This is a genomic window from Pseudomonadota bacterium (genome assembly GCA_018817425.1).
In the GTDB taxonomy this organism is placed as follows: Bacteria; Desulfobacterota; Desulfobacteria; order Desulfobacterales; family RPRI01; genus RPRI01.
Map to the genome: position 1 here is coordinate 34,300 of JAHITX010000123.1, position 21,790 is coordinate 56,089.

General features: G+C 42.9%; 15 protein-coding genes. 13 read left to right on the forward strand and 2 right to left on the reverse strand.

Annotation, left to right across the window (positions count from 1 at the left end; translation table 11 throughout):
* Window positions 1–55 precede the first annotated feature (55 nt).
* The 8 genes from KKC46_20440 to KKC46_20475 all read left to right on the forward strand — a co-directional run bounded on the left by KKC46_20440 (window position 56) and on the right by KKC46_20475 (window position 10,733).
* A complete protein-coding gene (locus KKC46_20440; GenBank protein ID MBU1056169.1) occupies window positions 56–1,642 on the forward strand; it encodes a cytochrome C in 1,587 nt (528 codons plus the stop codon).
* 21 nt (window positions 1,643–1,663) lie between these two features.
* Complete coding sequence (locus tag KKC46_20445) at window positions 1,664–2,698, forward strand: 4Fe-4S dicluster domain-containing protein (GenBank protein MBU1056170.1); 1,035 nt, start codon at window positions 1,664–1,666, stop codon at window positions 2,696–2,698.
* Window positions 2,698–3,867 (forward strand): Ni/Fe-hydrogenase cytochrome b subunit, encoded by a 1,170-nt coding sequence (gene hybB, locus KKC46_20450; GenBank protein ID MBU1056171.1) that lies wholly within the window; start codon window positions 2,698–2,700, stop codon window positions 3,865–3,867. The genes KKC46_20445 and hybB overlap by 1 nt, the downstream gene beginning before the upstream one ends.
* A 25-nt stretch (window positions 3,868–3,892) precedes the next feature.
* The gene (locus tag KKC46_20455; GenBank protein ID MBU1056172.1) at window positions 3,893–4,039 is read left to right on the forward strand and encodes a hypothetical protein; all 147 of its coding nucleotides are present in this window, start codon (window positions 3,893–3,895) and stop codon (window positions 4,037–4,039) included.
* Window positions 4,040–4,053: 14 nt separating this feature from the next.
* Window positions 4,054–5,565 (forward strand): 4Fe-4S dicluster domain-containing protein, encoded by a 1,512-nt coding sequence (locus KKC46_20460; protein ID MBU1056173.1) that lies wholly within the window; start codon window positions 4,054–4,056, stop codon window positions 5,563–5,565.
* A 10-nt stretch (window positions 5,566–5,575) separates the two neighbouring features.
* Window positions 5,576–6,445 carry a CoB--CoM heterodisulfide reductase iron-sulfur subunit B family protein gene (locus tag KKC46_20465; GenBank protein MBU1056174.1) on the forward strand — a complete coding sequence of 290 codons (870 nt, stop codon included), beginning with the start codon at window positions 5,576–5,578 and terminating at the stop codon, window positions 6,443–6,445.
* 8 nt (window positions 6,446–6,453) lie between these two features.
* Window positions 6,454–9,486: an FAD-dependent oxidoreductase gene (locus KKC46_20470; protein ID MBU1056175.1), complete on the forward strand. Its 3,033-nt coding sequence runs from the start codon at window positions 6,454–6,456 to the stop codon at window positions 9,484–9,486.
* A gap of 122 nt (window positions 9,487–9,608) precedes the next feature.
* Window positions 9,609–10,733 carry a Coenzyme F420 hydrogenase/dehydrogenase, beta subunit C-terminal domain gene (locus KKC46_20475; protein MBU1056176.1) on the forward strand — a complete coding sequence of 375 codons (1,125 nt, stop codon included), beginning with the start codon at window positions 9,609–9,611 and terminating at the stop codon, window positions 10,731–10,733.
* A gap of 80 nt (window positions 10,734–10,813) precedes the next feature.
* Here the strand turns inward: KKC46_20475 and KKC46_20480 are convergent, their stop codons facing one another.
* Together KKC46_20480 and KKC46_20485 are read right to left on the reverse strand one after the other, a co-directional pair.
* Window positions 10,814–11,167, reverse strand: a complete 354-nt coding sequence (locus KKC46_20480) for a response regulator (GenBank protein ID MBU1056177.1) — start codon at window positions 11,165–11,167, stop codon at window positions 10,814–10,816.
* A 276-nt stretch (window positions 11,168–11,443) separates the two neighbouring features.
* Window positions 11,444–12,160: a hypothetical protein gene (locus KKC46_20485; GenBank protein MBU1056178.1), complete on the reverse strand. Its 717-nt coding sequence runs from the start codon at window positions 12,158–12,160 to the stop codon at window positions 11,444–11,446.
* Between the two features lie 296 nt (window positions 12,161–12,456).
* Here KKC46_20485 and KKC46_20490 point away from each other — a divergent pair, with 296 nt between their 5' ends.
* The 5 genes from KKC46_20490 to KKC46_20510 all read left to right on the forward strand — a co-directional run bounded on the left by KKC46_20490 (window position 12,457) and on the right by KKC46_20510 (window position 21,788).
* On the forward strand, window positions 12,457–13,575 hold the full coding sequence (locus tag KKC46_20490; GenBank protein MBU1056179.1) for a response regulator: 1,119 nt from the start codon (window positions 12,457–12,459) through the stop codon (window positions 13,573–13,575).
* Between the two features lies 1 nt (window position 13,576).
* Window positions 13,577–15,325: a sigma 54-interacting transcriptional regulator gene (locus tag KKC46_20495; GenBank protein MBU1056180.1), complete on the forward strand. Its 1,749-nt coding sequence runs from the start codon at window positions 13,577–13,579 to the stop codon at window positions 15,323–15,325.
* Window positions 15,326–15,729: 404 nt separating this feature from the next.
* On the forward strand, window positions 15,730–17,454 hold the full coding sequence (locus tag KKC46_20500; protein ID MBU1056181.1) for a DEAD/DEAH box helicase family protein: 1,725 nt from the start codon (window positions 15,730–15,732) through the stop codon (window positions 17,452–17,454).
* Between the two features lie 32 nt (window positions 17,455–17,486).
* Complete coding sequence (locus tag KKC46_20505) at window positions 17,487–18,548, forward strand: virulence RhuM family protein (protein ID MBU1056182.1); 1,062 nt, start codon at window positions 17,487–17,489, stop codon at window positions 18,546–18,548.
* A 36-nt stretch (window positions 18,549–18,584) separates the two neighbouring features.
* A complete protein-coding gene (locus tag KKC46_20510) occupies window positions 18,585–21,788 on the forward strand; it encodes a DEAD/DEAH box helicase family protein (protein ID MBU1056183.1) in 3,204 nt (1,067 codons plus the stop codon).
* The last annotated feature ends 2 nt before the right edge of the window (window positions 21,789–21,790 follow it).

Here is a 21,790-nt window from a genome sequence, read left to right on the forward strand (position 1 = left end):
AATTTACATATTGTTTGAATTATTTAAAACTAATATTTTTAAGGAGTGGCGGAATATGAATAAGGGGAAATATCTGCTGGGTTTTGTCTGTATTTTAGCGGTTTCCATTGTTTTTATATACAGCACCCGCATCCTTGGGTCAGGGCAGATTTCAGATGTTTCATCCCGGTCAAGGTCAGATGTAATTCAAATCGATAAAATGACTGCTTTTGGCAGACTTGAAAAACCGCCTGTTGAATTTCTTCACAACGCTCATACCGAAGCCCTGGCCAAAAAGAAAATGGATTGTACAGCCTGCCATTTAACCGATAATGACCGGATTTTTCTCAAATTTAAGCGAATCAAGGATACTGACAGGATAGAGGTGATGAATATTTATCATAAAGGATGCATTTCCTGTCATGGAGAAATGAAAGCAGCAGGGGAGAAAGCCGGGCCGGTTGAATGCGATGGCTGCCATAAGGAAAAAACACTATATTCATCTTCCGGACAGCCGATGGGCTTTGATAAATCCCTTCATTTCCGTCATTCGGAGGTGCAGGATAAAAAATGCGAACGGTGCCATCATGAATATGACGAAAAGGCAAAAAAACTTTTTTATGCAAAAGGTAAAGAAGGAACTTGCCGGTATTGCCATCAGACTGAAACAAAAGATAATTTGATTTCAATGCGCCTGGCTTCACATATTGCCTGCATAGATTGCCACAGGAAAAATCTTTCCAAAAAGATAGCTGCCGGTCCTGTAAACTGTTTGGGGTGCCATGATCGTGAAGCACAACAAAAAATTAAAAAAATATCTCCGGTTCCTCGAATGGATATGAAACAGCCTGATATTGCTTTGCTCAAGACCGCCAAAAAAGGCAGCGGTGTCGATACCATGAGCTTAAACAGGATGAATTTTGTTCCTTTTGATCATAAGGCTCATGAGTCCTATAACGATTCCTGCAGGATCTGTCATCATGAAAGCCTCAAGCCGTGTAATGAATGCCATACTCTTGCCGGAATAAAAGAGGGCAAAGAGGTAAATCTTGAAAAAGCCATGCACCAGGTTAACACAGGCAGAAGCTGTCAGGGTTGCCATGTTTTAAAGCAGGATGATGAAAACTGTGCAGGTTGCCATGCCTTCATGGGAAAGACAAGCAGGACAGAAGATGAGTTATGCCTTCAGTGTCATATGGTACCGGTGTCTGAAAAGAAAAAATTATTAAAACCGGACGACGAAAAAATGTTGGCAACTGCAAAGCTACTTTCAAGAACCCCTGTTACCGGCACTTATAATGAAAACGATATTCCGGAAAAAGTTATTATAAAGAATCTTTCCAACAAGTATGAGGCGGTTGATTTTCCGCATCGCAAGATTATTAATACTCTTGTAAGCAATATCAAAGATAACAAACTTGCAGGATATTTTCACAGCCAGGAAGGAACAATTTGCCAGGGATGTCATCATAACAGCCCTGTTTCCAAGAAGCCGCCTCAATGCGGAAATTGTCATGGCAAAGCCTTTGATGAAAAGAATCCATTAAAACCCGGAATAATGGGTGCATATCATCTGCAGTGCATAGGTTGCCATAAAGAGATGGATATCAAAAAACCTGCCGGGTGTACTGATTGTCATAAAAAAATTAAAGATAAAATGTAAGTTGAGGTGTTTAATATGTCGATATCACGAAGGAAGTTTCTGGGCTGGATTGGTGCGGCAGGTATAGGTTCTACTGTGGGCAAATCGGCTCTTGCTTCCGGCAATAAACATTTTGAGGGCTATCCCGGGAGTTTCGGTGTGTTGCATGACATTAGCCGATGTGTCGGATGCCGGAGTTGCGAGGCGGCCTGCAACAAGGTAAATGATCTTCCTGTTCCCGATAAAGCATTTACGGATATTAGCGTTTTGGATGAAAAAAGGAGAACAACCTCAAAGGCATACACAGTGGTTAATAGATATGATGTTGCTGGTAAAAAAGAACCGGTTTTCAGAAAAAATCAGTGTAATCATTGCCTTGAGCCTGCCTGTGCATCCGTATGTTTTGTCAGGGCTTTCAAAAAAACGCCAACAGGCGCTGTTACCTATGATCCCAACGTGTGCGTGGGATGCCGTTATTGCATGATAGCCTGCCCTTTTGAGATTCCGGCATATGAATACAATAAAGCGCTTGAGCCGCGTGTAATGAAATGCACCATGTGCTATCCCAGGATATCCAAGGGGCAACTTCCCGGATGTGTCGAAGCCTGTCCGGTTGAAGCACTGACTTTTGGGAAACGGGAGGATTTGCTTATGATAGCGCGTGAACGTATCCGAAAATACCCGGACAGATATATTAATCATATATATGGCGAGACCGAAATGGGTGGCACAAACTGGCTGTATATTTCAGGCGTAGCCTTTTCAGATATCGGGATGCGTGAAGACCTCGGTGTTACGCCTGCTCCCGAGTTGACTTCCGGAGCTCTTGCGGCTGTTCCTGTTGTTGCCGGCTTATGGCCTGTGCTTTTGATGGGAATATACGCCATATCAAAACGCAAAGAAAGTATTTCGCAGCAGGAGATTGAAGATGCCGTCCGGGCTGTTTCGGATAAGGCTGATTCAGAACTGGCCCAAGCCCTGGCAAAGGCTCGGAAAGAACAAGAGGCTGCCGTTAGAAAAGAGGTCAGGAAAGCTCTTGAAGAGGCTGCCCGGTCCCGAGACAAGGAGGATATCTGATGTCTGACAAAGCTGCTAATGATGCCAAAACATGGTTTACACCCTTTAATGTCATATCCGGTACTATCATCATAATAGGTATTGTAATCACCATCTTAAGGTTTACCCGCGGATTGGGAGCAGTTACAAATCTTTCCGATAATAATCCATGGGGGATATGGATCGGCTTTGATCTGCTTGTAGGTGTTGCCCTTGCGGCAGGAGGATATGTAACATCGGCAGCCGTGTATATTTTCGGAATGAAAAAATACCATTCTGCGGTAAGACCTGCGGTGCTTACGGGGTTTCTCGGTTATGCGCTCGTAGTTGTAGCTCTTAACTATGATGTGGGCATACCCTGGCGCCTTCCATATCCCTTTATTTATCAGGGAACAACTTCATTTTTGTTTGAAGTGGCTGCATGCGTTGCTTTATATCTGACCGTTTTATTTCTCGAATTTATGCCTGCTCCGCTGGAATGGCTTGGTTTGAAAAAAGTAAGAGAACTTGCCGTAAAGCTGACTATGGTTCTGACTGTATTAGGCGTTATAATTTCCACATTACATCAGTCATCTCTTGGCGCAATTTTTCTTATTGCGCCTTCAAAGCTTCATCCTCTGTGGTATTCTCCCTATCTGCCGACCTTTTTTTTCATATCAAGCATTATAGCCGGATTATCCATGGTTATATTTGAAAGTACTCTTTCGCATCATTATTTTGCGGACAAAATGGACGAAGTGCATATCAAAGAAAATGAAGGCGTGACGCTGGGCTTTGGTAAAGCAGCGTCTTTGGTTCTTGCAGGTTATTTTATGATAAAGATTATCGGGATAGCCGGAGGAAACAACTGGAATCTGCTTGGAACCTCGTATGGACTCTGGTTTCTTGTCGAATTGTTGGGGTTTGTTGCTTTGCCGTCATTTTTATATGCAGTTGGAGTTCGCAATAAAGATTTAACACTTATTAAATGGACTGCTGTATGGACGGTGCTTGGCGTTGTTATCAACCGTCTTAATGTTTCTCTTATAGCATTTAACTGGCAGCTTCCTTCCAGCCAAAGATATTTTCCAAGCTGGATGGAAATAGCTATTTCTGTTTTTGTAGTAACTGTCGGTATTGTTGTTTTCAGATTTATCGTAACAAGAATGCCTGTTTTTTATGAACATCCGGATTACAAAGATAAGCACTAATACTATGTAGAAAGGCAGGAATTTTATGGAAACTATATTTTATACCTATCAGGATTTTTATACACATACCAAAGGAGTTAGCTATCTTCTGATGATTGCTGCCCTGATCGGCATTGCTTTGTTCTGGAATTTTCTGACCGGAAAAGATGACGAGAAAAAAAAGAAACCATAAAGGGAATCTGACATATGTTTTACAATATTGTGCTGTATATTTCTCTTACAGTCTTTGGAATCGGTCTGATTTATAAAATTTGCAGCTGGTTTCGTTTCAGTATCGGAATCAATAGCCAAACTATTACGGCATCGGAAAGATTTACGACTGCTTTGAAAGGGCTATTATCTGTCATATTCAGTCAAAAGCTTTTGACGCTGATCAGGGCTTTTGTCGTGGATGTGCTTTTTCAGATGCGGATACTAAAAGAAGACAAGCTTCGCTGGATCATGCATATGCTCATTTATACCGGTTTTATGTTTCTGCTGTTTATGCATGCTCTTGATAGAATCATAAAGACATCGCTTTTTGACAAGTATTATCTGGCGCTCAACCCCTTTTTGCTTTTTTTCGGATTTATGTTGATTTCAGGTATAGCAATCGCTATTTTTCGACGTTTTGTTTTGAAAGTACCGCGCCTTAAAACCAATGGCATGGATTACTATGTCATCATTATATTGTCAATCGTACTGCTTACCGGCATCACATTGGAATCTACCAAACTCACATCGTATAACCACTATCAGAAGATCTGGTATATACATATTCTTGCATGTTTTTTTGGGCTTGCTTATCTGCCGTTCAGCAAAATGTTCCATATATTTACTACCCCGGTAAGCCTGCTGGCAAATGCCGTCATGGATAATAATTCCGATCCGGCCAATATCATGACCCGCCAGGTAATGGAACTGGATGCATGCATGCATTGCGGAACATGCAGTTACCGGTGTTCTGTTGCGGTTGCTTTTGACAGTATAGGAAATGAAAATATACTGCCTTCTGAAAGAATGGTGTTTCTGAAGAACTATATTACCCGAAAGGATATCGGCGCACGGGGTCTTGCAGCTATTCAACAGGGCATATATCTTTGCACCAATTGTGATCGTTGTACGGTTGTTTGTCCCGCAGGCATTAATCTGCGGGATCTGTGGTATAACGTCAGAGAAGAAATGATTCAACGCGGTCATAGTGTTCCTCTGATGCTGACGCCTTTTTCTTATTGCCGGGGGCTTAAGCAGCAGGAACTTGATCCAAAACAGTATGATATGCCGTTAGAGAAAGCGCAAAAAGCTTTAACAGATCAGTTTGATCTTCTAAACAAAACCGAAGAAGTCATCCCATTGATATCTGAAAACAAAGAATTTAATAAAACAGCCGGCCTTTCCGTACGCGCCGGCACCTATTCTTATTGTTTTACATGTGAAAATTGTTCGACGGTTTGCCCTGTGGTCGAAAATTACAAAGATCCGCAAAATCACCTTGATCTGCTGCCCCATCAGATAATACGTTCCTTAGTTTTTGGTCTCAAAGACCTGGCGTTGGGTTCAAGAATGCTGTGGTATTGTTTAACCTGCTATCAGTGTCAGGAGCACTGTCCCCAGGGTGTGAAAGTGACGGATATATTTTATGAGCTTAAAAACCTTGCCGTAAAAGAGGCAAACCGTTCTTCAGACGGAACCGTTTCTGAGAAACGTGCCGGCAAATAAGGATTCGATGATGAAATTTGCATTATTTATTGGATGTAATATTCCTGTCAGAGTTCAGCAGTATGAACTCTCCGCTAGAGCTGTGCTGGGTAAACTCGGCGTTGAAGTTGTTGATATTCGTGAATTCAAATGCTGCGGCAATCCTATGCGAAATACAGACAACAGGACTTTTGTGCTGATGGCCGCCAGGAACCTTGCTTTAGCTGAAAAACAGGGTTTGGATATGATGGTGCTTTGCAAATGCTGTTTCGGCAGCCTGAAAAAAGCCTTACACCTGATGAAGCAGCAGCCTGAACTTAAAGAAGAAGTTAATGTGTTTCTGGCCGAAGAAGGCTTAAATTATTCGGGAACGGTTAAAATAAAGCATTTTCTTTCCGTTCTTTATCATGACATCGGTGTAAATGCCCTGAAAGAGAAAGTAACCAGAACATTTAAAAGCATTAAAATTGCACCTCATTACGGATGTCATGCCTTAAGACCCAGTGATGTCACAGAGTTTGATGATCCGGTTGCCCCCGTTTTGTTTGACGAACTGGTAACCGCCACAGGCGCCCAAAGCATCGACTGGCCGTTAAAGCTTGAATGCTGCGGTTCTCCGCTTATAGGTGTTAATAACAGTCTTTCCATGGATTTAACCAGGAAAAAACTTGCTGATGGTAAACGGGCCGGCGCTGACTATCTGTGTGTTGCCTGTCCGTTTTGTCAGATGCAATTCGGCAGGGTTCAAAAAATGATGACAGCTTCAAGTGATATGGACAAATGCCTTTTAAGCATCGTATACCCACAGCTTCTCGGACTTGCTATGGGTATCGGAGTGAATGAATTGGGGATTAACATGAATATACTTGATATCAGCAGTATTGAATCCTTTTTGTTGTAGGAGAAAAAATGTCCCAAAAAGAAATTGGCGCTGTGATGGTAGTTGGTGGCGGCATTGCCGGCATGCAGGCGGCTCTGGATGCGGCCGATTCCGGTTATTATGTTTATCTTGTTGAGAGATCGTCTTCCATTGGCGGGCTGATGCCGCAATTTGATAAAACCTTTCCTACCAATGATTGCGCCATGTGCATCGTCTCGCCCAAACTGGTCGAGGTCGGCCGGCACATAAATATAGAGTTACTGACATTATCGGAAGTTCTAAACATATCAGGTGACAAAGGCAACTTTGAGGTATCTCTGAAGCAGTTTCCCCGTTATGTTGATATGGATAAATGTATCGCCTGCGGGCTGTGTGCGGAAAAGTGCCCAAAAAAAGTTATAAATATTTACGATGGCTCCTTAAGTAAACGCAAGGCCATCTATGTTAAATATGCTCAGGCAGTTCCCCTGAAATACGCCATTGATCCCGATAATTGCCTTTTTTTAACCAAGGGGAAATGCAAGGCTTGTGAAAAATTTTGCCCTGCCGATGCCATCAATTATGATGATCAACCCAAAGATATGACACTCAATGTGGGAGCGATTATCCTGTCAGGCGGCTGTGAAACTTATGACCCGAAGCACCATGATGTCTACGGTTACACAAAATCTTCCAACATCGTCACTAGTCTGGAATTTGAACGGATACTTTCGGCGTCGGGACCTTACAGTGGACACATGGTTCGTCCGTCGGATAAAAAAGAGCCTAAAAAAATCGCATGGCTTCAATGTATCGGATCAAGGGATGTGCATATCGGCGCTAAGGGCTACTGTTCGTCGGTTTGCTGCACATATGCAATCAAAGAAGCCACGCTTGCTAAAGAACACAGTAAGGAACCTTTGGATGCTGCAATTTTTTATATGGATATCCGCACCCATGGAAAAGACTTTGAAAGATATTACAACCGGGCCAGGGATGAATACGGTGTCCGTTTCGTCAAATCCAGAATCACGAATATTGTACCGACGGACAGCGGCGATCAGCTGATCCGGTACCTTGACGAATCCGGTAATCGGGTTGAAGAAAAATTTGACATTGTAGTTCTTTCTGTGGGTCTGGAGGTGTCTAAGACTCTATCTTCTCTTGCTAACGCTAATAATATTCGATTGGATACTTACGGCTTTGTCAAAACCAACAGCTTTGAACCGGTCAGCACATCCAGGCCCGGCATTTTTGTTTGCGGCTCTTTCGAGGCCCCGAAAGATATTCCCTCTTCGGTCATTGAAGCGAGCGCATCTGCCGGCAGCGCCGGAAGTTGCCTGACCGAATCCCGCTGGACCCTGACCAGGCAGAAAGAGCTTGCCAAAGAGATGAATACGCGTGGCGAACCGCCCCGGATAGGTGTTTTTGTTTGCTGCTGCGGCACCAATATTGCCGGTGTGATTGATGTTCCGGCAGTCGTTGAATACGCTAAGAACTTGAAATCTGTTGCCTATGCCGAGCAGAACATGTTCAGTTGCTCTCAGGGCACTCAGGACAGCATGTCCGTTATCATCAAAGAAAAGCAATTGAATAGGGTGGTCGTGGCCGCCTGTACTCCCAAAACCCATGAACCTCTCTTTCAGGAGACCCTCACAAATGCAGGCTTAAACAAGTATGTCTTTGATCTGACAAATATCAGAAACCAGTGTTCCTGGGTGCATAAAAGTACCCCTGAAGCCGCAACAGAAAAGGCGAAAGCTCTCGTACGAATGGCAGTTGCAAAGGTTGAACTCATGGAGCCTCTCAAAGAAGCCGAACTTCAGGTCAATCAGGCGGCTCTCGTAATCGGTGGCGGCATAGCCGGAATGACAGCAGCAAAAACTTTTTCAGATCAAGGATACCACACGTTCCTGATAGAAAAAACCGACCGGCTGGGCGGTCAGTCCTTGCATATTCATCAAACCTGGCAGGGAGAGGATGTACAGCAGAATTTAAGCCGAATGACAGCCGGGATCCAGGCGGATAAAAATATTGATATTTTTACAAACGCTGAAATAATCAAGACGGACGGTTTTGTCGGCAACTTCAAAACCACCGTCAGGACAGGAGATAAGACAGAGGAACTGATACATGGCGTTACAGTTATCGCATCAGGGGCGTTGGAACTAAAGCCGGATCAGTATTTTTACGGCAAGGATGAACGAGTACTTACAAGTCTTGAGCTGGATCGTAAACTGATTGAAAATGATCAGGCCGTATCGCAGAAAAAAACAGCCCTGTTTATTCAGTGCGTCGGTTCCAGAATTCCCGAAAGGCCTTATTGCTCCAAGGTCTGTTGTACCCATTCCATCAAAAACGCATTAGAGCTTAAAAGGCTCAACCCGGAAATGGGTATATATATCCTTTATCGGGATATGCGCTCTTACGGGTTACGCGAAGATCTTTACCGGGAAGCCAGGGAAAAGGGGATTATTTTCATTCGATATCATGCGGATCAGGGCATAGATGTCAGTTCCGATGAAAAAGGTTTGAAAGTCAGGTTTACCGACACCGTCATACGCCGCAAAATGGAAATAAATCCGGATATTCTGGTGCTTGCTACAGCCATAACACCGCCCACAAAAAATCCGCTGGCGCAACAATACAAGGCTACCCTGAATAACGATGGTTTTTTCATGGAAGCCCACATCAAACTCAGGCCGGTTGATTGCGCAACGGATGGAGTTTTTATTTGCGGCCTGGCTCACGCACCCAAGCCGATTGACGAATCCATTGCTCAGGCGGTGGCAGCTGCAACCCGCGCGATAACCCTGCTTGCACGTAAAACCATTTATACCAGCGGAACCATAGCCGAAGTTGTTCCTGCGGCATGCAGCAGCTGCGGAGTTTGCGTTTCGATTTGTCCGTACTCGGCTCCTTCTTTTATTGAAGAAACCGCCAGATTCTTCCCCGGCAAAGCCAATATCAATCCGGCGCTTTGCAAGGGATGCGGATTATGCGTGGCATCCTGCCGATCCGGAGCCATCAGGCTTAAAGGTTTTGATAATGACCAGATATTTGCGCAGATATATGCACTGTGATTGTTTGTTGGTTGATACAATAATATCTTATATTGATTTTTGATAAACAAGCTGCTTTTTGATATACTTCTTTTAAATAATAGAAGGCAGCTTCCTATTTTTATACCAAAGAGGAGGTAGCTATGAAAACTTTTTCCGATCTGATTGAGGAAGTTCAAAAACAGGGACTCTGCCAGCGCTGTGGCGGCTGTGTGGCATTTTGCACTGCCCTCAACTACGGGGGTCTGGAGTTGGATGAAGAAGGCAACCCCCGGTATAAAGCTGAAGGAAAAGAAAACTGTATAGGAGGCGGAATTTGCTATTCTATATGCCCTGAGACCCACGAACTTGATGAGGAAGTCAAAAATCTCGTGAACTGGGAGGCGCCTATGGGCCGCACTCTTTGCTCCCTGGTGGCCAGAACTACAAACCCAGCCATTAAGGAACGTGCCACCGACGGCGGGGTGGTAACTGCGCTGCTGCTCAATTTGTTTGAAAAGGGCCATATTGATGGGGCCATCGTCACCAAAGAGTCAGGATTGTTTCAGCGGAGACCTTGGCTTGCCCATAGCAAAGAGGAAATCATTGGATCTGCCGGCTTCCATTTTGATGCTTCTCACGGCCTGCAGCTCTTTTCGGAACTATATTCAACCTATTCCCCTTCCTTTGTTAAAGTCGGCTACATTAGCTCTAAACGTTTAGACCGGGTTGCCTTTGTGGGAACCCCCTGCCAGGTTAATACTATCAGGAGAATCCAGGCCCTGGGGATTGAGCCCGCTAACGCCATTACAATCATTTTCGGACTTTTCTGTACAGGTAATTTCATTTTTGGTCCCGAACAGCAGCACCAACTGGAAAAGATCGGCGGTTTCCGATGGAACGAGGTTAACAAGATCAACGTTAAAGAGCATCTCATGATACATCTGCGCAATAAGGAGATACGTCACATCTCCCTTGATCAGCTTGATTTCATGAAGCGCCATGCCTGCCACTACTGCTTTGATTATAGCGCTGAATTTGCGGATCTTTCTTTTGGCGGCTTAGGCTCGCCGGAAGGCTGGACAACCGTAATAACGCGTTCTCTTCAGGGGCAGGCTGTGTTAAACGATGCTTTGGGAGGAGCTATTGAGACATACGGGCACAATGATCCCCCCATTCTGGCCACTGAAATTCTCGCAAAAGTCATGGAATTGTCCGACAGAAAAAAGCAATCGGCTGCAAAAAATCGTATGAGAGAAGTACAACAGCCTGAGAGAACAGGAGACTAACAGGGCCAATATTCACCATTTTTTCACCTATTCTCATTTTAAACTTATTACCAAACAGATAATAAAATATTTGCCACGCCTTACCCTATTGTTCTTTTGAGTATTCCAAGCAGTTTATCCGGATCAAAAGGTTTAGGAAGATAAGCAACAGCATTTTTAATTGAAAGGTGCCTGCCCGCAAGACCGCTTATTACTAAAACAGGAATATCTTTGAATTCTTCATTTTTTGAAATTTTTCTGTAAAAATTTGTTCCCCATTCTTCATGCATCTGAAGATCAAGAGTTATAAGATCAGGTTTTACCTTTTTTAAGGCTTCGCACCCTTCAATTCCGCTCGATGCGGTTAATGTTTCATAGCCGTTATCATTAAGAATGCTTACAATATATTTTACAATTACAGGATCATCATCAATTACAAGAATTTTTTTTGCCATGGTATACCTCGTTTTTTTCATTAAGAAATATTAAGAATTCGAGTTAGTATATTAATTATACACTATTTTAATTTCATAAATAGCATACAACGTCAAAATAATAAATAAAGTTGTAGGAGCCACTTTCAAAACGTCCCAGTTTGGTCAAGCTCAGGGCGGGAGAAAATTTCAACCACAGGAATACATTAAGTATTTCGAGCATAGCGCTAAAGGCAAGCGCTATACTTCACTACGTGTCACTTCGTGCGAAATTTGAGCCCAACCCTGAGTACCAATCTATTTCCCATAAGGACAAAAATGGGAAAGCCCCAGGAGGCGGGCAGGTCCTGCAATGGAGACCCCAAAAAAAATAACGGGCTTTTGTTTCATAAAAGCGCCTATCGTGTCATTAATAAGTGTAGTTCCTGTGACAATTGCAACATCGCACCAGTTTAGATTTGCTTCCGTCTCTTCCGGGGAATCTATCATCACGCCAAACTTTTGTTTGCCGATATTTTCCGAATCCAGATCAGTAGCCCGCACCTCAAACAGGCCGGACAGCGCCTCCAGCATCCTGGGCTGGAGCCCTACCAGAGCAACTTTGGGTTTTCCAAATTTATTTTGGACATATGCAACCAGTTCACCGGCGCAAAGAACAGGATCATGATCCCGGCAGTGTACAGTTTTTTCAACCATCCCCAGATGTCTCATCACAGCATTAACAGTAGCAACAAATATTGCCCGCCTGAAATTGTTGGTAGGCTCCATTTGAATAACCTGTGAAAGGCTACCGGTAAAATCGCCGAATCTATCCGTAAATGCCTGCCCCAGGGCGCCTTTAAATTCCGCCTGCATTACCCGTTCTTTTCCCTTCTGTATGGGATAATCCTGTTCTTCGGGATTTCCTATCGCCTCTTCCGGTGTGAGAGTTCTGGCAACAACTCTGATCTCTTCGGAACCTAATCCTCTTTTATCAATTATTTCCGAAAATTTATTTCTGATTTTTTCGTACATGTTTATCTCCCTGCATTTTATAATATTCTGATCCATTTAAGCTTAAATGTCAAAATAACAATGCTGCCTTTTTCCAGTCCCATTTCATAAAAGTCTTTCGGGTTAAGTTCGGCAAGAAAAAGGAAGAGATACATTTATCAGTATTTTTATAACAGACATTATTGTCAATACTTTTTGTAAATATGCGGCTTTATCTGCACTTATAAACGTGTTATATTAACTTTAAGCACTAAGATTTCACATCATCTCTTCACAAGGTTGCTAAGCTAATGAAATAATAACTGTGGATAAATCTAATGCCTGATAATAATTCATGGACAGTTGTTGTAATAGATGACGAAGAAGATATCCGGGATGTCATGGCTATGATGCTAAAAGATTCCGGTTACCTGGTTAAAACTGCTTCCGATGGTATCGCAGGAGTGGATCTGTGCAATAAAATACTTCCGCAGATTGTAATAACCGATATCCGTATGCCGGGTATGGATGGTATAAAGGTGCTTGAAACTCTTAAAATAAACATCCCCGATACAGAAGTAATTGTTGCTACCGCATTTGGTGAGATGGATATTGCAATACGGGCTCTACAGCTTGACGCTTCAGATTTTATAACAAAACCGATTGGCCATGATGCCTTTTTTACAGCTTTAACCCGGGCAAAAGATCGTTATACGGCAAGAAAGAAATTAAAAGACATCCAGCATCAGGACAAGATGATGTCGCTTGGACGACTTGCAGCAAGTGTGGCGCATGAAATCAATAATCCTCTTTCCGGTGTTTTAAATTATATAAAACTGATGCATAAGACTCTGGCAAAAGGAGCTTTATCGGAAGAAAGCAGAATAAAATTCATATCTCAGTTAGAGCTTATCGAAAGTGAGCTTGGCCGCTGTACCCAGATAGTATCCGGTCTTTTAACATTTTCCCGCAAGTCTGATCCGGCTTTTATAAAAATCAATATTGAAAATCTTTTAAACCATTGTGTGCTTTTAAGCCGACACAAAATGGAGCTTGGCAAAATTGATCTAAAATTATATACAAGCCCTTATTTACCTGAAGTAAAAGGTGACTTTAACCAATTGCACCAGTGTATCATTAATTTATTATTTAATGCTGTTGATGCAATGCCTGACGGCGGCACTCTTGAGCTAAGCGCTGAAAATGACCCAGATAAAGGTTTTGTGGCAATAAGCGTAAAAGATACAGGACACGGAATTAGCGAAAAAAATCTTGCTCATATTTTTGAACCTTTTTTTACAACCAAAAGAAATGGATATGGTATAGGCCTCGGCCTTCCAACAGTATATGGAATAATAAAGCGACATAAGGGCAGCATTGATGTAAAAAGCCGGCCTGACAAGGGCTCGGTTTTTACTCTTAGGCTACCTTCAGATAGTAAATTACCGGAAAGTTAAAATGTCTCAAAAAACACAAAACAAAAACGACAGGAATATCGAAAGCGATCAGTTGCTGGAATTATTGGATGAATTGAATGTCGGCGCTTTCACAGTAAATATTCACCGCAAAGTATCGTCCATGAACCTAACCGCACAGGCGCTTATGGGGCTTAAAGAAGACGAAGCCGAAAACCAGGATTGCCGGGAAGTATTTTGCGGTGTTCCATGCATGATAAAATGTCTTTTCAAAAGCGGTAAGGCATGGGATGATGATCCGACTACCAAAGTAACTGAAGCCCCGCACAGACTCGTTACCCGCCTTGCAACGCCAATATATGATTCCAAACAGGAACTGGTTGGTTGTTTAACCATTTTGCAGGATCATTATCCTATTACAGATCTGATTAACCGGGTTCATTTTGAAGAAAGAAGCCTTAAAATGATCCTGGAGAATCTTGATATAGGCATTTTCACTGTTAACCGCGGAGGACATATCACTTTTTTCAATAATACGGCGGAAACGATTTCAGGATATGCCAGAAATCAGGTTCTTGGAAAACCATGCGCAACACTGTTTGAAGGGGCAGGAAAAATCGATCTTGAAATGCTGAAGGATTCCATAGAAAACGGCAACACACGCAGCAACCGTAATGGCCGTATGAGAACCAATAACGGTGATATCATACCGATACGCGCAAGCTTTATGGCTCTTAAAAACGAAAAAGGATATATTGTCGGAGGACTTTCAACTTTTTATGATCTTACGGTAGTTTATCAGCTTAACAAGGCTATCAGCGACCGCTATACGTTTCATGACATGATCGGCAAAGATCCTTCAATGCAAAAGATATTTGATATTACGCGTGTTGTTTCAGGTACAAACTCAACTGTTTTAATAGAAGGCCCTACCGGAACCGGAAAGGATCTTCTGGCAAAAATAATACATTCCGAAAGCACTAGAGCCGGCAAACCTTTTGTTAAAGTAAATTGCGCAGCCCTTCCTGAAAACCTGCTTGAATCGGAGATGTTTGGCTATGTAAAGGGTGCTTTTACCGGTGCAGACCGCGATAAACCCGGAAGATTCCAGGAAGCTTCCGGAGGAACAATTCTGCTTGATGAAATTGGCGATCTTCCGCTGTCTCTTCAGGCAAAAATGCTGCATGTGTTAGAAGATAAAAAATTTTATCCTCTTGGCAGCAGGCGTCCCGTTAAAGTGGATATCCGCATTCTATCGGCAAGTAACCGCGGCCTTAAAAATCTTGTTGATAAACATCAGTTTCGCGAAGACCTCTATTACAGGTTAAATGTTTTGCAGATAGAAATTCCTCCTCTTAAAGACAGAAGATCCGATATTCCGCTTCTTATCCGGCATATCATGAGAAAACATTTCGGGCCAAGTATGCACCTTACAAAAGATATTTCGGAAAAAGCAATGGAAGTACTTCTTAATTACAATTATCCAGGTAATATAAGAGAACTGGAAAACATACTTGAACACGCATTGATCATAAGTCAGGAAGAACGAATAGAATTGCACCATCTGCCCAATTATATACTAAAGGATTTTAAATCTTCGTGTACCAATTTTGATGAGAACCAGGATCACAAAAAACCGGCAACAGCAAATAAAGAAAGAGAGACCATTCTAAAAGCCCTGCAAAACAATAAATGGAACCGCACACAAGCAGCAAATGCTTTAAAAATGGAGCGCACCACGCTTTGGAGAAAAATGAAACGTTATAATATTATAAAGCAACTGCCAGAATAATGTTCCGATTGCAGCTGGTTTGAATTGTTTAAATACAGACTTATCAAAGGTTTTATGGCTGGTAAATATCCTGTGGTTATTGAAAGGTATCTGGGAAAATAAATTTCTATGTTAAGCTTTATTTACAATCATGAATATTAGAAACTTAAGTGTAATTTATTCTGCTTCTAATATCCCCATAGTTTTAACTCATTTATGATAAGTTAACTCATCAAAATAACCGGATAAAACGTTTGACAATATATTGTCCGCAAATATATTGTAACGCTGTTCTTTTTGGTTTATTAATGAACAACAATTCATTCTTGGGCTTAAAGATAAGGCAACTTTGAAAATTTGAGAACGACAGAGTAAATAAATTGGTTAAGGCTATCGTTGCACGAAACATAAAAGGATTCGAAGAAATGATAACGGGCTATCATGCAAAGTATTATGCGCATGAACTAAGCCGGGTTGGTGGAAGTGGCATTGTCAGGCTTGGCCGTGCATTATTCGATGCATGCGTTGATTTGAATCCTTACCAGATTGAGGCTGCTCTTTTTGCGCTTCGCTCTCCTATTTCAAAAGGTGTTATGCTTGCTGATGAAGTAGGTCTTGGCAAAACAATTGAAGCAGGCTTGGTGCTTTGCCAGTACTGGGCTGAACGTAGAAGACAAATTCTTATTATATGCCCGGCATCGATACGGAAGCAATGGGCACTGGAATTATCTGAAAAATTCAATCTGCCTTTAATTATACTTGATGCCAAGACATTTAAGGAACAGCAAAAAAACGGAACTCATAATCCTTTTCGGGATAACAAAATAATAATCTGTTCAATGCATTATGCGTCAGGCAAAGCTGAAGAAATCAAAGAAATCGCCTGGGACCTTGTCGTTATCGATGAAGCTCACAAATTGCGCAATGCATACCGGCAAAGTAACCGGATAGGACAGCATATCCGATGTGCTACTGAAGATCGAAAAAAAATCCTCCTGACTGCAACACCGCTCCAAAATTCCTTGATAGAGCTTTATGGCCTGTCAACCCTTATCGATGATCGGCTTTTCGGAGATCTGGCTTCGTTCAGAACCCAATTTATAAATTATAGCGGAGATATCTCTGAATTGCGAGATCGTCTGTCAACTTTCTGCCAGCGCACGCTTAGAAGTCAGGTAACTGAATTCGTACGTTATACTGAACGAAAGCTTATAACTCGCCCTTTTAAACCAACCGAGCAGGAGCATAAACTGTATGAGGCCGTATCAGCTTATCTCAAACGGGACAATAGCTACGCAATACCATCCGGCCAAAAACATCTGCTTATCCTTATAGTCCGTAAGGTACTTGCTTCTTCTCCGCATGCAGTCGCCGGCACTTTGGAAATCATGCGGGACCGGTTGCTTAAACTTAAGGAAGAAACTAAAAAAAGTTTGAATGCTTTGGAGGTTCTAATCTCCGGTGAAGAGCTTGACGACGATCTTATGGATGAACTTCTCGAAGATGAGGAAGATAGCCTTATTGGAAGTGCTTCACAATCAACTGAATTGCCATCTGAAACGGCTTCAAAGCAGGTTGACCTGAAAAAGCTTGAAGCTGAAATCAGCGAACTGAATGATTATATCCGTTGGGCCAGAAGTATCGGTATAGATACCAAGACCAAAGCGCTTTTGAAAGCACTGGAAATCGGCTTCAGCAAGATGGAAGAGTTGGGAGCAAGCAAAAAGGTTATCATATTTACTGAATCGAGGCGTACGCAGAGTTGGTTGAAAGATTTTCTTGAAAGCAAAGGGTATGCCGGACAAGTTCTGACTTTTAACGGCACCAACAAAGATGACACATCAGGACTGATTTACCAGGAATGGTTAACCGCAAACAAAGATAAGGACCCAGCCAATCCCAATAACGGGCAGCGCGAGAAGGTATTGATTGTCTGGCGCAAGCTTACCGGCGATCTTGAGAAAGATAATGCCATGCTGGATGAGTGGTTTCAGAAAAACCGCATCAGCACCCGCGATTTCGAATTCAATACCATCTATGTGAATGGCAGCAATAACCTGCCGAACCTGAAACTGGATGACGAAAACTGGAAGGTGCGTCTCATTGAAGAAGAATTTATGAAACGCATGTGGGATGTGGAGGAAGTGTAATGACTAAACACGATACCCGCAAAAAGCATGAAATGGATACCTCTAAAGGCGAAGTGCTCGTTTATCAGACTGACGACGGTCGGATAAAATTGGATGTGCGTCTGGAAAATGAAACTGTATGGCTGACCCAACAAATGATGACGGAGCTTTTTCAAACAAGCAAGCAGAATATAAGCCTTCATATTCAAAGTATTTATGAGGAGGGCGAGCTGCTTCCGGAGGCAACTGTCAAGAAATACTTGACAGTTCGTTTTGAGGGAAACAGGGAAGTTCGACGAGAGCTTGATTATTATAATCTCGATATGATTATTTCGGTTGGCTACAGAGTGAAAAGCCTGATCGCAACCCGGTTTAGAATCTGGGCAACCCAGCGGCTGAAAGAGTATATTATCAAGGGGTTTGTTATGGATGACGAACGGCTGAAAAATCCTCCCGTGAAGGGTTCCGCCGTTCCGGATTATTTTGATGAAATGCTGGCGCGTATCCGCGATATCCGTGCCAGTGAGCGAAGAATGTATTTACGGGTGAAGGAAATCTTCGCTATGGCATCTGATTACGAACCGTCATGGTCGGAGACAACGAAATTTTTCAGCATAATTCAGAACAAGCTGCATTTCGCTGCTACTGGTATGACCGCTGCCGAGCTGATCCAATCGCGCGCGGATCACCTGCTTCCCAATATGGGTCTGACCATCTGGAACGGAAGCGCAGTTCGTAAGACCGATGTTGGTATTGCGAAAAACTACCTGAAAGAAAATGAAGTCGATGAGCTGAACCGGATTGTCGTTATGTGGCTGGATTTTGCCGAAGATCAGGCCAAACGCCGTAAGCAGGTGTTTATGAAAGACTGGGAGCAAAAACTGGATGAGTTTTTACGCTTCAATGAGCGAAGAGTGCTTCCTAATGCCGGGAAAATAAGCAAACAATCGGCCGAGGATCATGCCGGAGCGGAATATGAAAAGTTTGAAGTGCGGCGCAGAGAATATAAGGAGTCTTTGGGAGAGTCGGAATACATAAAACAACTGGAAGAGGCGGCCAAACAATTGCCTGCCGGAGGCAAAAAAAAGGGAGACAAGAAGCATGGCAAAGCGTAACGCCAAAAGCATCAAAAACATGCCTTCCGCAACAAACTGCTGCTCAACCAGTGGCTTATAAGTCTGTTTGGTATCGATCCTCTTGCCGAGCATAATCTGTACGGTCAAAAATTGCGACCATTCCATTTACTTTCTGATCCAATCAGGAACCAGATAACGGAGGGAGTGGACCATGACAATCTTCACCACTTCTACCATTCACTTGTGGACAGCAATCTTTTCTGGAATGATACTTGCTCATTGAGCAAGGATCAAATACTGCTCTACGAAGAAAACATTGTCCGGCAGACCAAAACCATCAATGAAAAACGTCATCGCCGGATAGTCTGGAAGTATTACCAGTGGCTCACATTGCTTTTTGTTGAAATATACCTTGATCGTTTCTTTAGCAACCGGGAAGGTTTGTTGAATGAACTTAATGAATTTGTTGAGCGTTTCAACCGGCATTGGAACGATTACGCCGATGTACCTTTTTATAACGAGGATGACCTGAACAAACTTTGTCTGCAAAATGCAACCGGCAGCGGCAAGACTTTGCTTATGCATGTAAACCTTTTACAGTACCGTCATTATGCAAAGATGCATCGCAAGGATAAGGATCTTTCCCGCGTCATTCTGCTAACTCCAAATGAAAGACTTTCGGAACAACACGTTTCCGAATTCCAGGATAGCGGTTTTGGGTTTGTCGAAAGGCTTCAGCCTCAAAAATCAGGTTCTTTAAGTAAAATAGATGTTGTAGAAATCACCAAGCTGGCCGACCAGGAAGGCCCTAATACTATAGCCACCCGCAGTCTGGGCGACCAGAATCTGCTGTTGGTGGACGAAGGCCATCGCGGAATGAGCGGAAAGGAAGAAGGTGTTTGGTTTACGCGGCGCGGTGATCTTTGCGCAAAAGGGTTCACATTTGAGTATTCAGCGACCTTTGAACAAGCTGTTAAGGCTTCAGGAAATTCCGACTTTGAAAACAGTTATGCCAAAACTGTTGTTTTCGACTATTCCTACCGCTGGTTTTATGAAGATGGATTCGGAAAGGATTATCAGATTCTTAATCTACCCAAATCCTTTGAAGAAACCTATGCAATATATATGACCGCATGCCTGCTCAAGTTCTACCAACAGCTTCGCATTTACGAAGAAAAGACAAAGGAATTCGAAGCATTCAACCTGGAAAAACCGCTTTGGATCTTTGTAGGAAGTACTGTTTCCTCCGGAAGGATGACAAAGGACGACCAGATCGTGGCTACCGATGTGGCATTGATCATTCAGTTTATTGCCGACTTTCTGGATAACCGGCAAACAGCAAAACGCCGGATACATGAAATCCTTACAGGCAAGGGTCAGGATACCGGGCTTCTGGACAAAGACGGCAACGATATCTTTGCCGGAGCTTATACATATTTGGCCCGATCCTTAAATGCCGGTGAAAACGAAGAAGATCTTTATCGGGATATTCTCTTGCGCCTGTTCAATAACTCCGCAGGTGGAAACCTCACTCTTGAACGCATCAAAGGAGAATCCGGCGAAATAGCGCTGCGTGTAGGTACATCAGAGATTCCTTTTGGCCTGATTAATGTCGGTAATACAAAAAGCCTCTGTGATCATGTAGCCGGGGTCGCCGCTCAAAATGACACCCGTCTTACCGTTGCAGACACTGACTTTACCGAGGCTATGTTTGCATCCGTTAAAAATTCCACATCCCCGGTCAATCTTCTGATTGGTTCAAAAAAATTTGTCGAAGGTTGGGACTGTTGGCGTGTCAGCACTATGGGCCTTATGCACGTAGGCAGATCCGAAGGTTCGCAGATAATCCAGTTGTTTGGCCGTGGTGTCCGCCTGAAAGGTTATGCTTGGAGTCTGAAACGCAGCGGCAAATCCCATGCTCTTATCCATCCTGCATTCATTGAAGAACTTGAAACACTTAATGTATTCGGCATTGAGGCTGACTTCATGGAGAAATTCCGTGAATTCCTCAAAGAAGAAGGTCTTCCGGGTAATGAACGCCGCAAGGTCATCACCATACCTTTGAACGTGACCTACGATTTTGGCAAGAAATTAAAAATGTTGCGCCCCAAACGAAAAGCATCTGATGGCAAGGAATATGATTTCAAAAAAGATGCGCCGGTGCCATCTGTTGGCGCTGTTCCTGATTATATGACGCATAATACGGTCGTAGCAGATTGGTATCCGCGTATTCAGGCCGTACAGTCGCGGGGAACAATGCTTGCGACCAAAAAAGACAGTGTTTTGCTGCGTGAACAGCATCTCACTCTTCTGAATTACGATGAACTTTTTTTTGAACTTGAGCAGTTCAAACGTGAAAAAAGCTGGTACAACTTAAATATTTCCAAAGAAGGCATAAAGGAACTACTGTCCCGAAATGACTGGTACACCCTTTACTTGCCGGAGGCCAGACTGAATCCGGAAGATTTTGATGGTGTTATGCTCTTACAGCAAATAGTTACAGAACTGCTGAAACGATATTGTGAACATTTCTATAACTATTGCAAACGCGAGTTTATTGAACCGCGCTTGGAACTGCGGGAATTGACACCTGATGATGACAACTTGCCAAAGGAAGAGTTTTATCAACTAATCGTTGACGGTGATGAGGAACAGGTTATTCAGGGAATTCGGCAAATCAAAAAAAACCTGGAAGAGAAAAAGGATGAGCTGCTTAAGATAGGTGATTTAAACGCATGTAATTTTGGCAAGCATCTTTTTCAGCCTTTGTTTCATGTCCGGGCTGGCGGAAAGGTTACCGTTTTACCTGTAGCTCTGAATGAAAGCGAATATAGATTTGTAACCGATTTAAAAAAATGGTGTGGCAACCATAAGACCGGATTGGATAAGGATGGTATTGAACTCTTTCTTCTCAGAAATATGAGCCGAGGCAAAGGAGTAGGTTTCTTTGAGGCCGGTAATTTTCACCCCGACTTCATACTATGGATTCTGACCGGAAAAAAACAATATGTCACCTTCATCGAACCACATGGACTTTTGCACGAAGGCCCTGCAAGCGATAAGATATTATTTCACAAGCGCATTAAAGATGTAGAAAAACGCCTGAACGATCCATCTGTAATTTTAAACAGCTTTATACTCTCCTGGTCGAGATATCCACAATTGAAATGGGGCAGCACTCAGGAGGAGCTTGAAAAAATGCATGTCCTATTCATGACTGATGACCCGGACGGTTATATCGATAAGCTCTTAAACGAATTAAGGAGGCTGGCGAAATGAAT

Excerpts from the sequence above, each read along its gene's own strand:
- KKC46_20480 (MBU1056177.1), bottom strand. The coding sequence starts at position 11,167 with ATGGCAAAAAAAATTCTTGTAATTGATGATGATCCTGTAATTGTAAAA.
- KKC46_20485 (MBU1056178.1), bottom strand. The coding sequence starts at position 12,160 with ATGTACGAAAAAATCAGAAATAAATTTTCGGAAATAATTGATAAAAGA.
- KKC46_20505 (MBU1056182.1), top strand. The coding sequence starts at position 17,487 with ATGGATACCTCTAAAGGCGAAGTGCTCGTTTATCAGACTGACGACGGT.
- KKC46_20490 (MBU1056179.1), top strand. The coding sequence starts at position 12,457 with ATGCCTGATAATAATTCATGGACAGTTGTTGTAATAGATGACGAAGAA.
- KKC46_20500 (MBU1056181.1), top strand. The coding sequence starts at position 15,730 with ATGATAACGGGCTATCATGCAAAGTATTATGCGCATGAACTAAGCCGG.
- KKC46_20460 (MBU1056173.1), top strand. The coding sequence starts at position 4,054 with ATGTTTTACAATATTGTGCTGTATATTTCTCTTACAGTCTTTGGAATC.
- KKC46_20475 (MBU1056176.1), top strand. The coding sequence starts at position 9,609 with ATGAAAACTTTTTCCGATCTGATTGAGGAAGTTCAAAAACAGGGACTC.
- KKC46_20440 (MBU1056169.1), top strand. The coding sequence starts at position 56 with ATGAATAAGGGGAAATATCTGCTGGGTTTTGTCTGTATTTTAGCGGTT.
- KKC46_20455 (MBU1056172.1), top strand. The coding sequence starts at position 3,893 with ATGGAAACTATATTTTATACCTATCAGGATTTTTATACACATACCAAA.
- KKC46_20470 (MBU1056175.1), top strand. The coding sequence starts at position 6,454 with ATGTCCCAAAAAGAAATTGGCGCTGTGATGGTAGTTGGTGGCGGCATT.
- KKC46_20465 (MBU1056174.1), top strand. The coding sequence starts at position 5,576 with ATGAAATTTGCATTATTTATTGGATGTAATATTCCTGTCAGAGTTCAG.
- hybB (MBU1056171.1), top strand. The coding sequence starts at position 2,698 with ATGTCTGACAAAGCTGCTAATGATGCCAAAACATGGTTTACACCCTTT.
- KKC46_20495 (MBU1056180.1), top strand. The coding sequence starts at position 13,577 with ATGTCTCAAAAAACACAAAACAAAAACGACAGGAATATCGAAAGCGAT.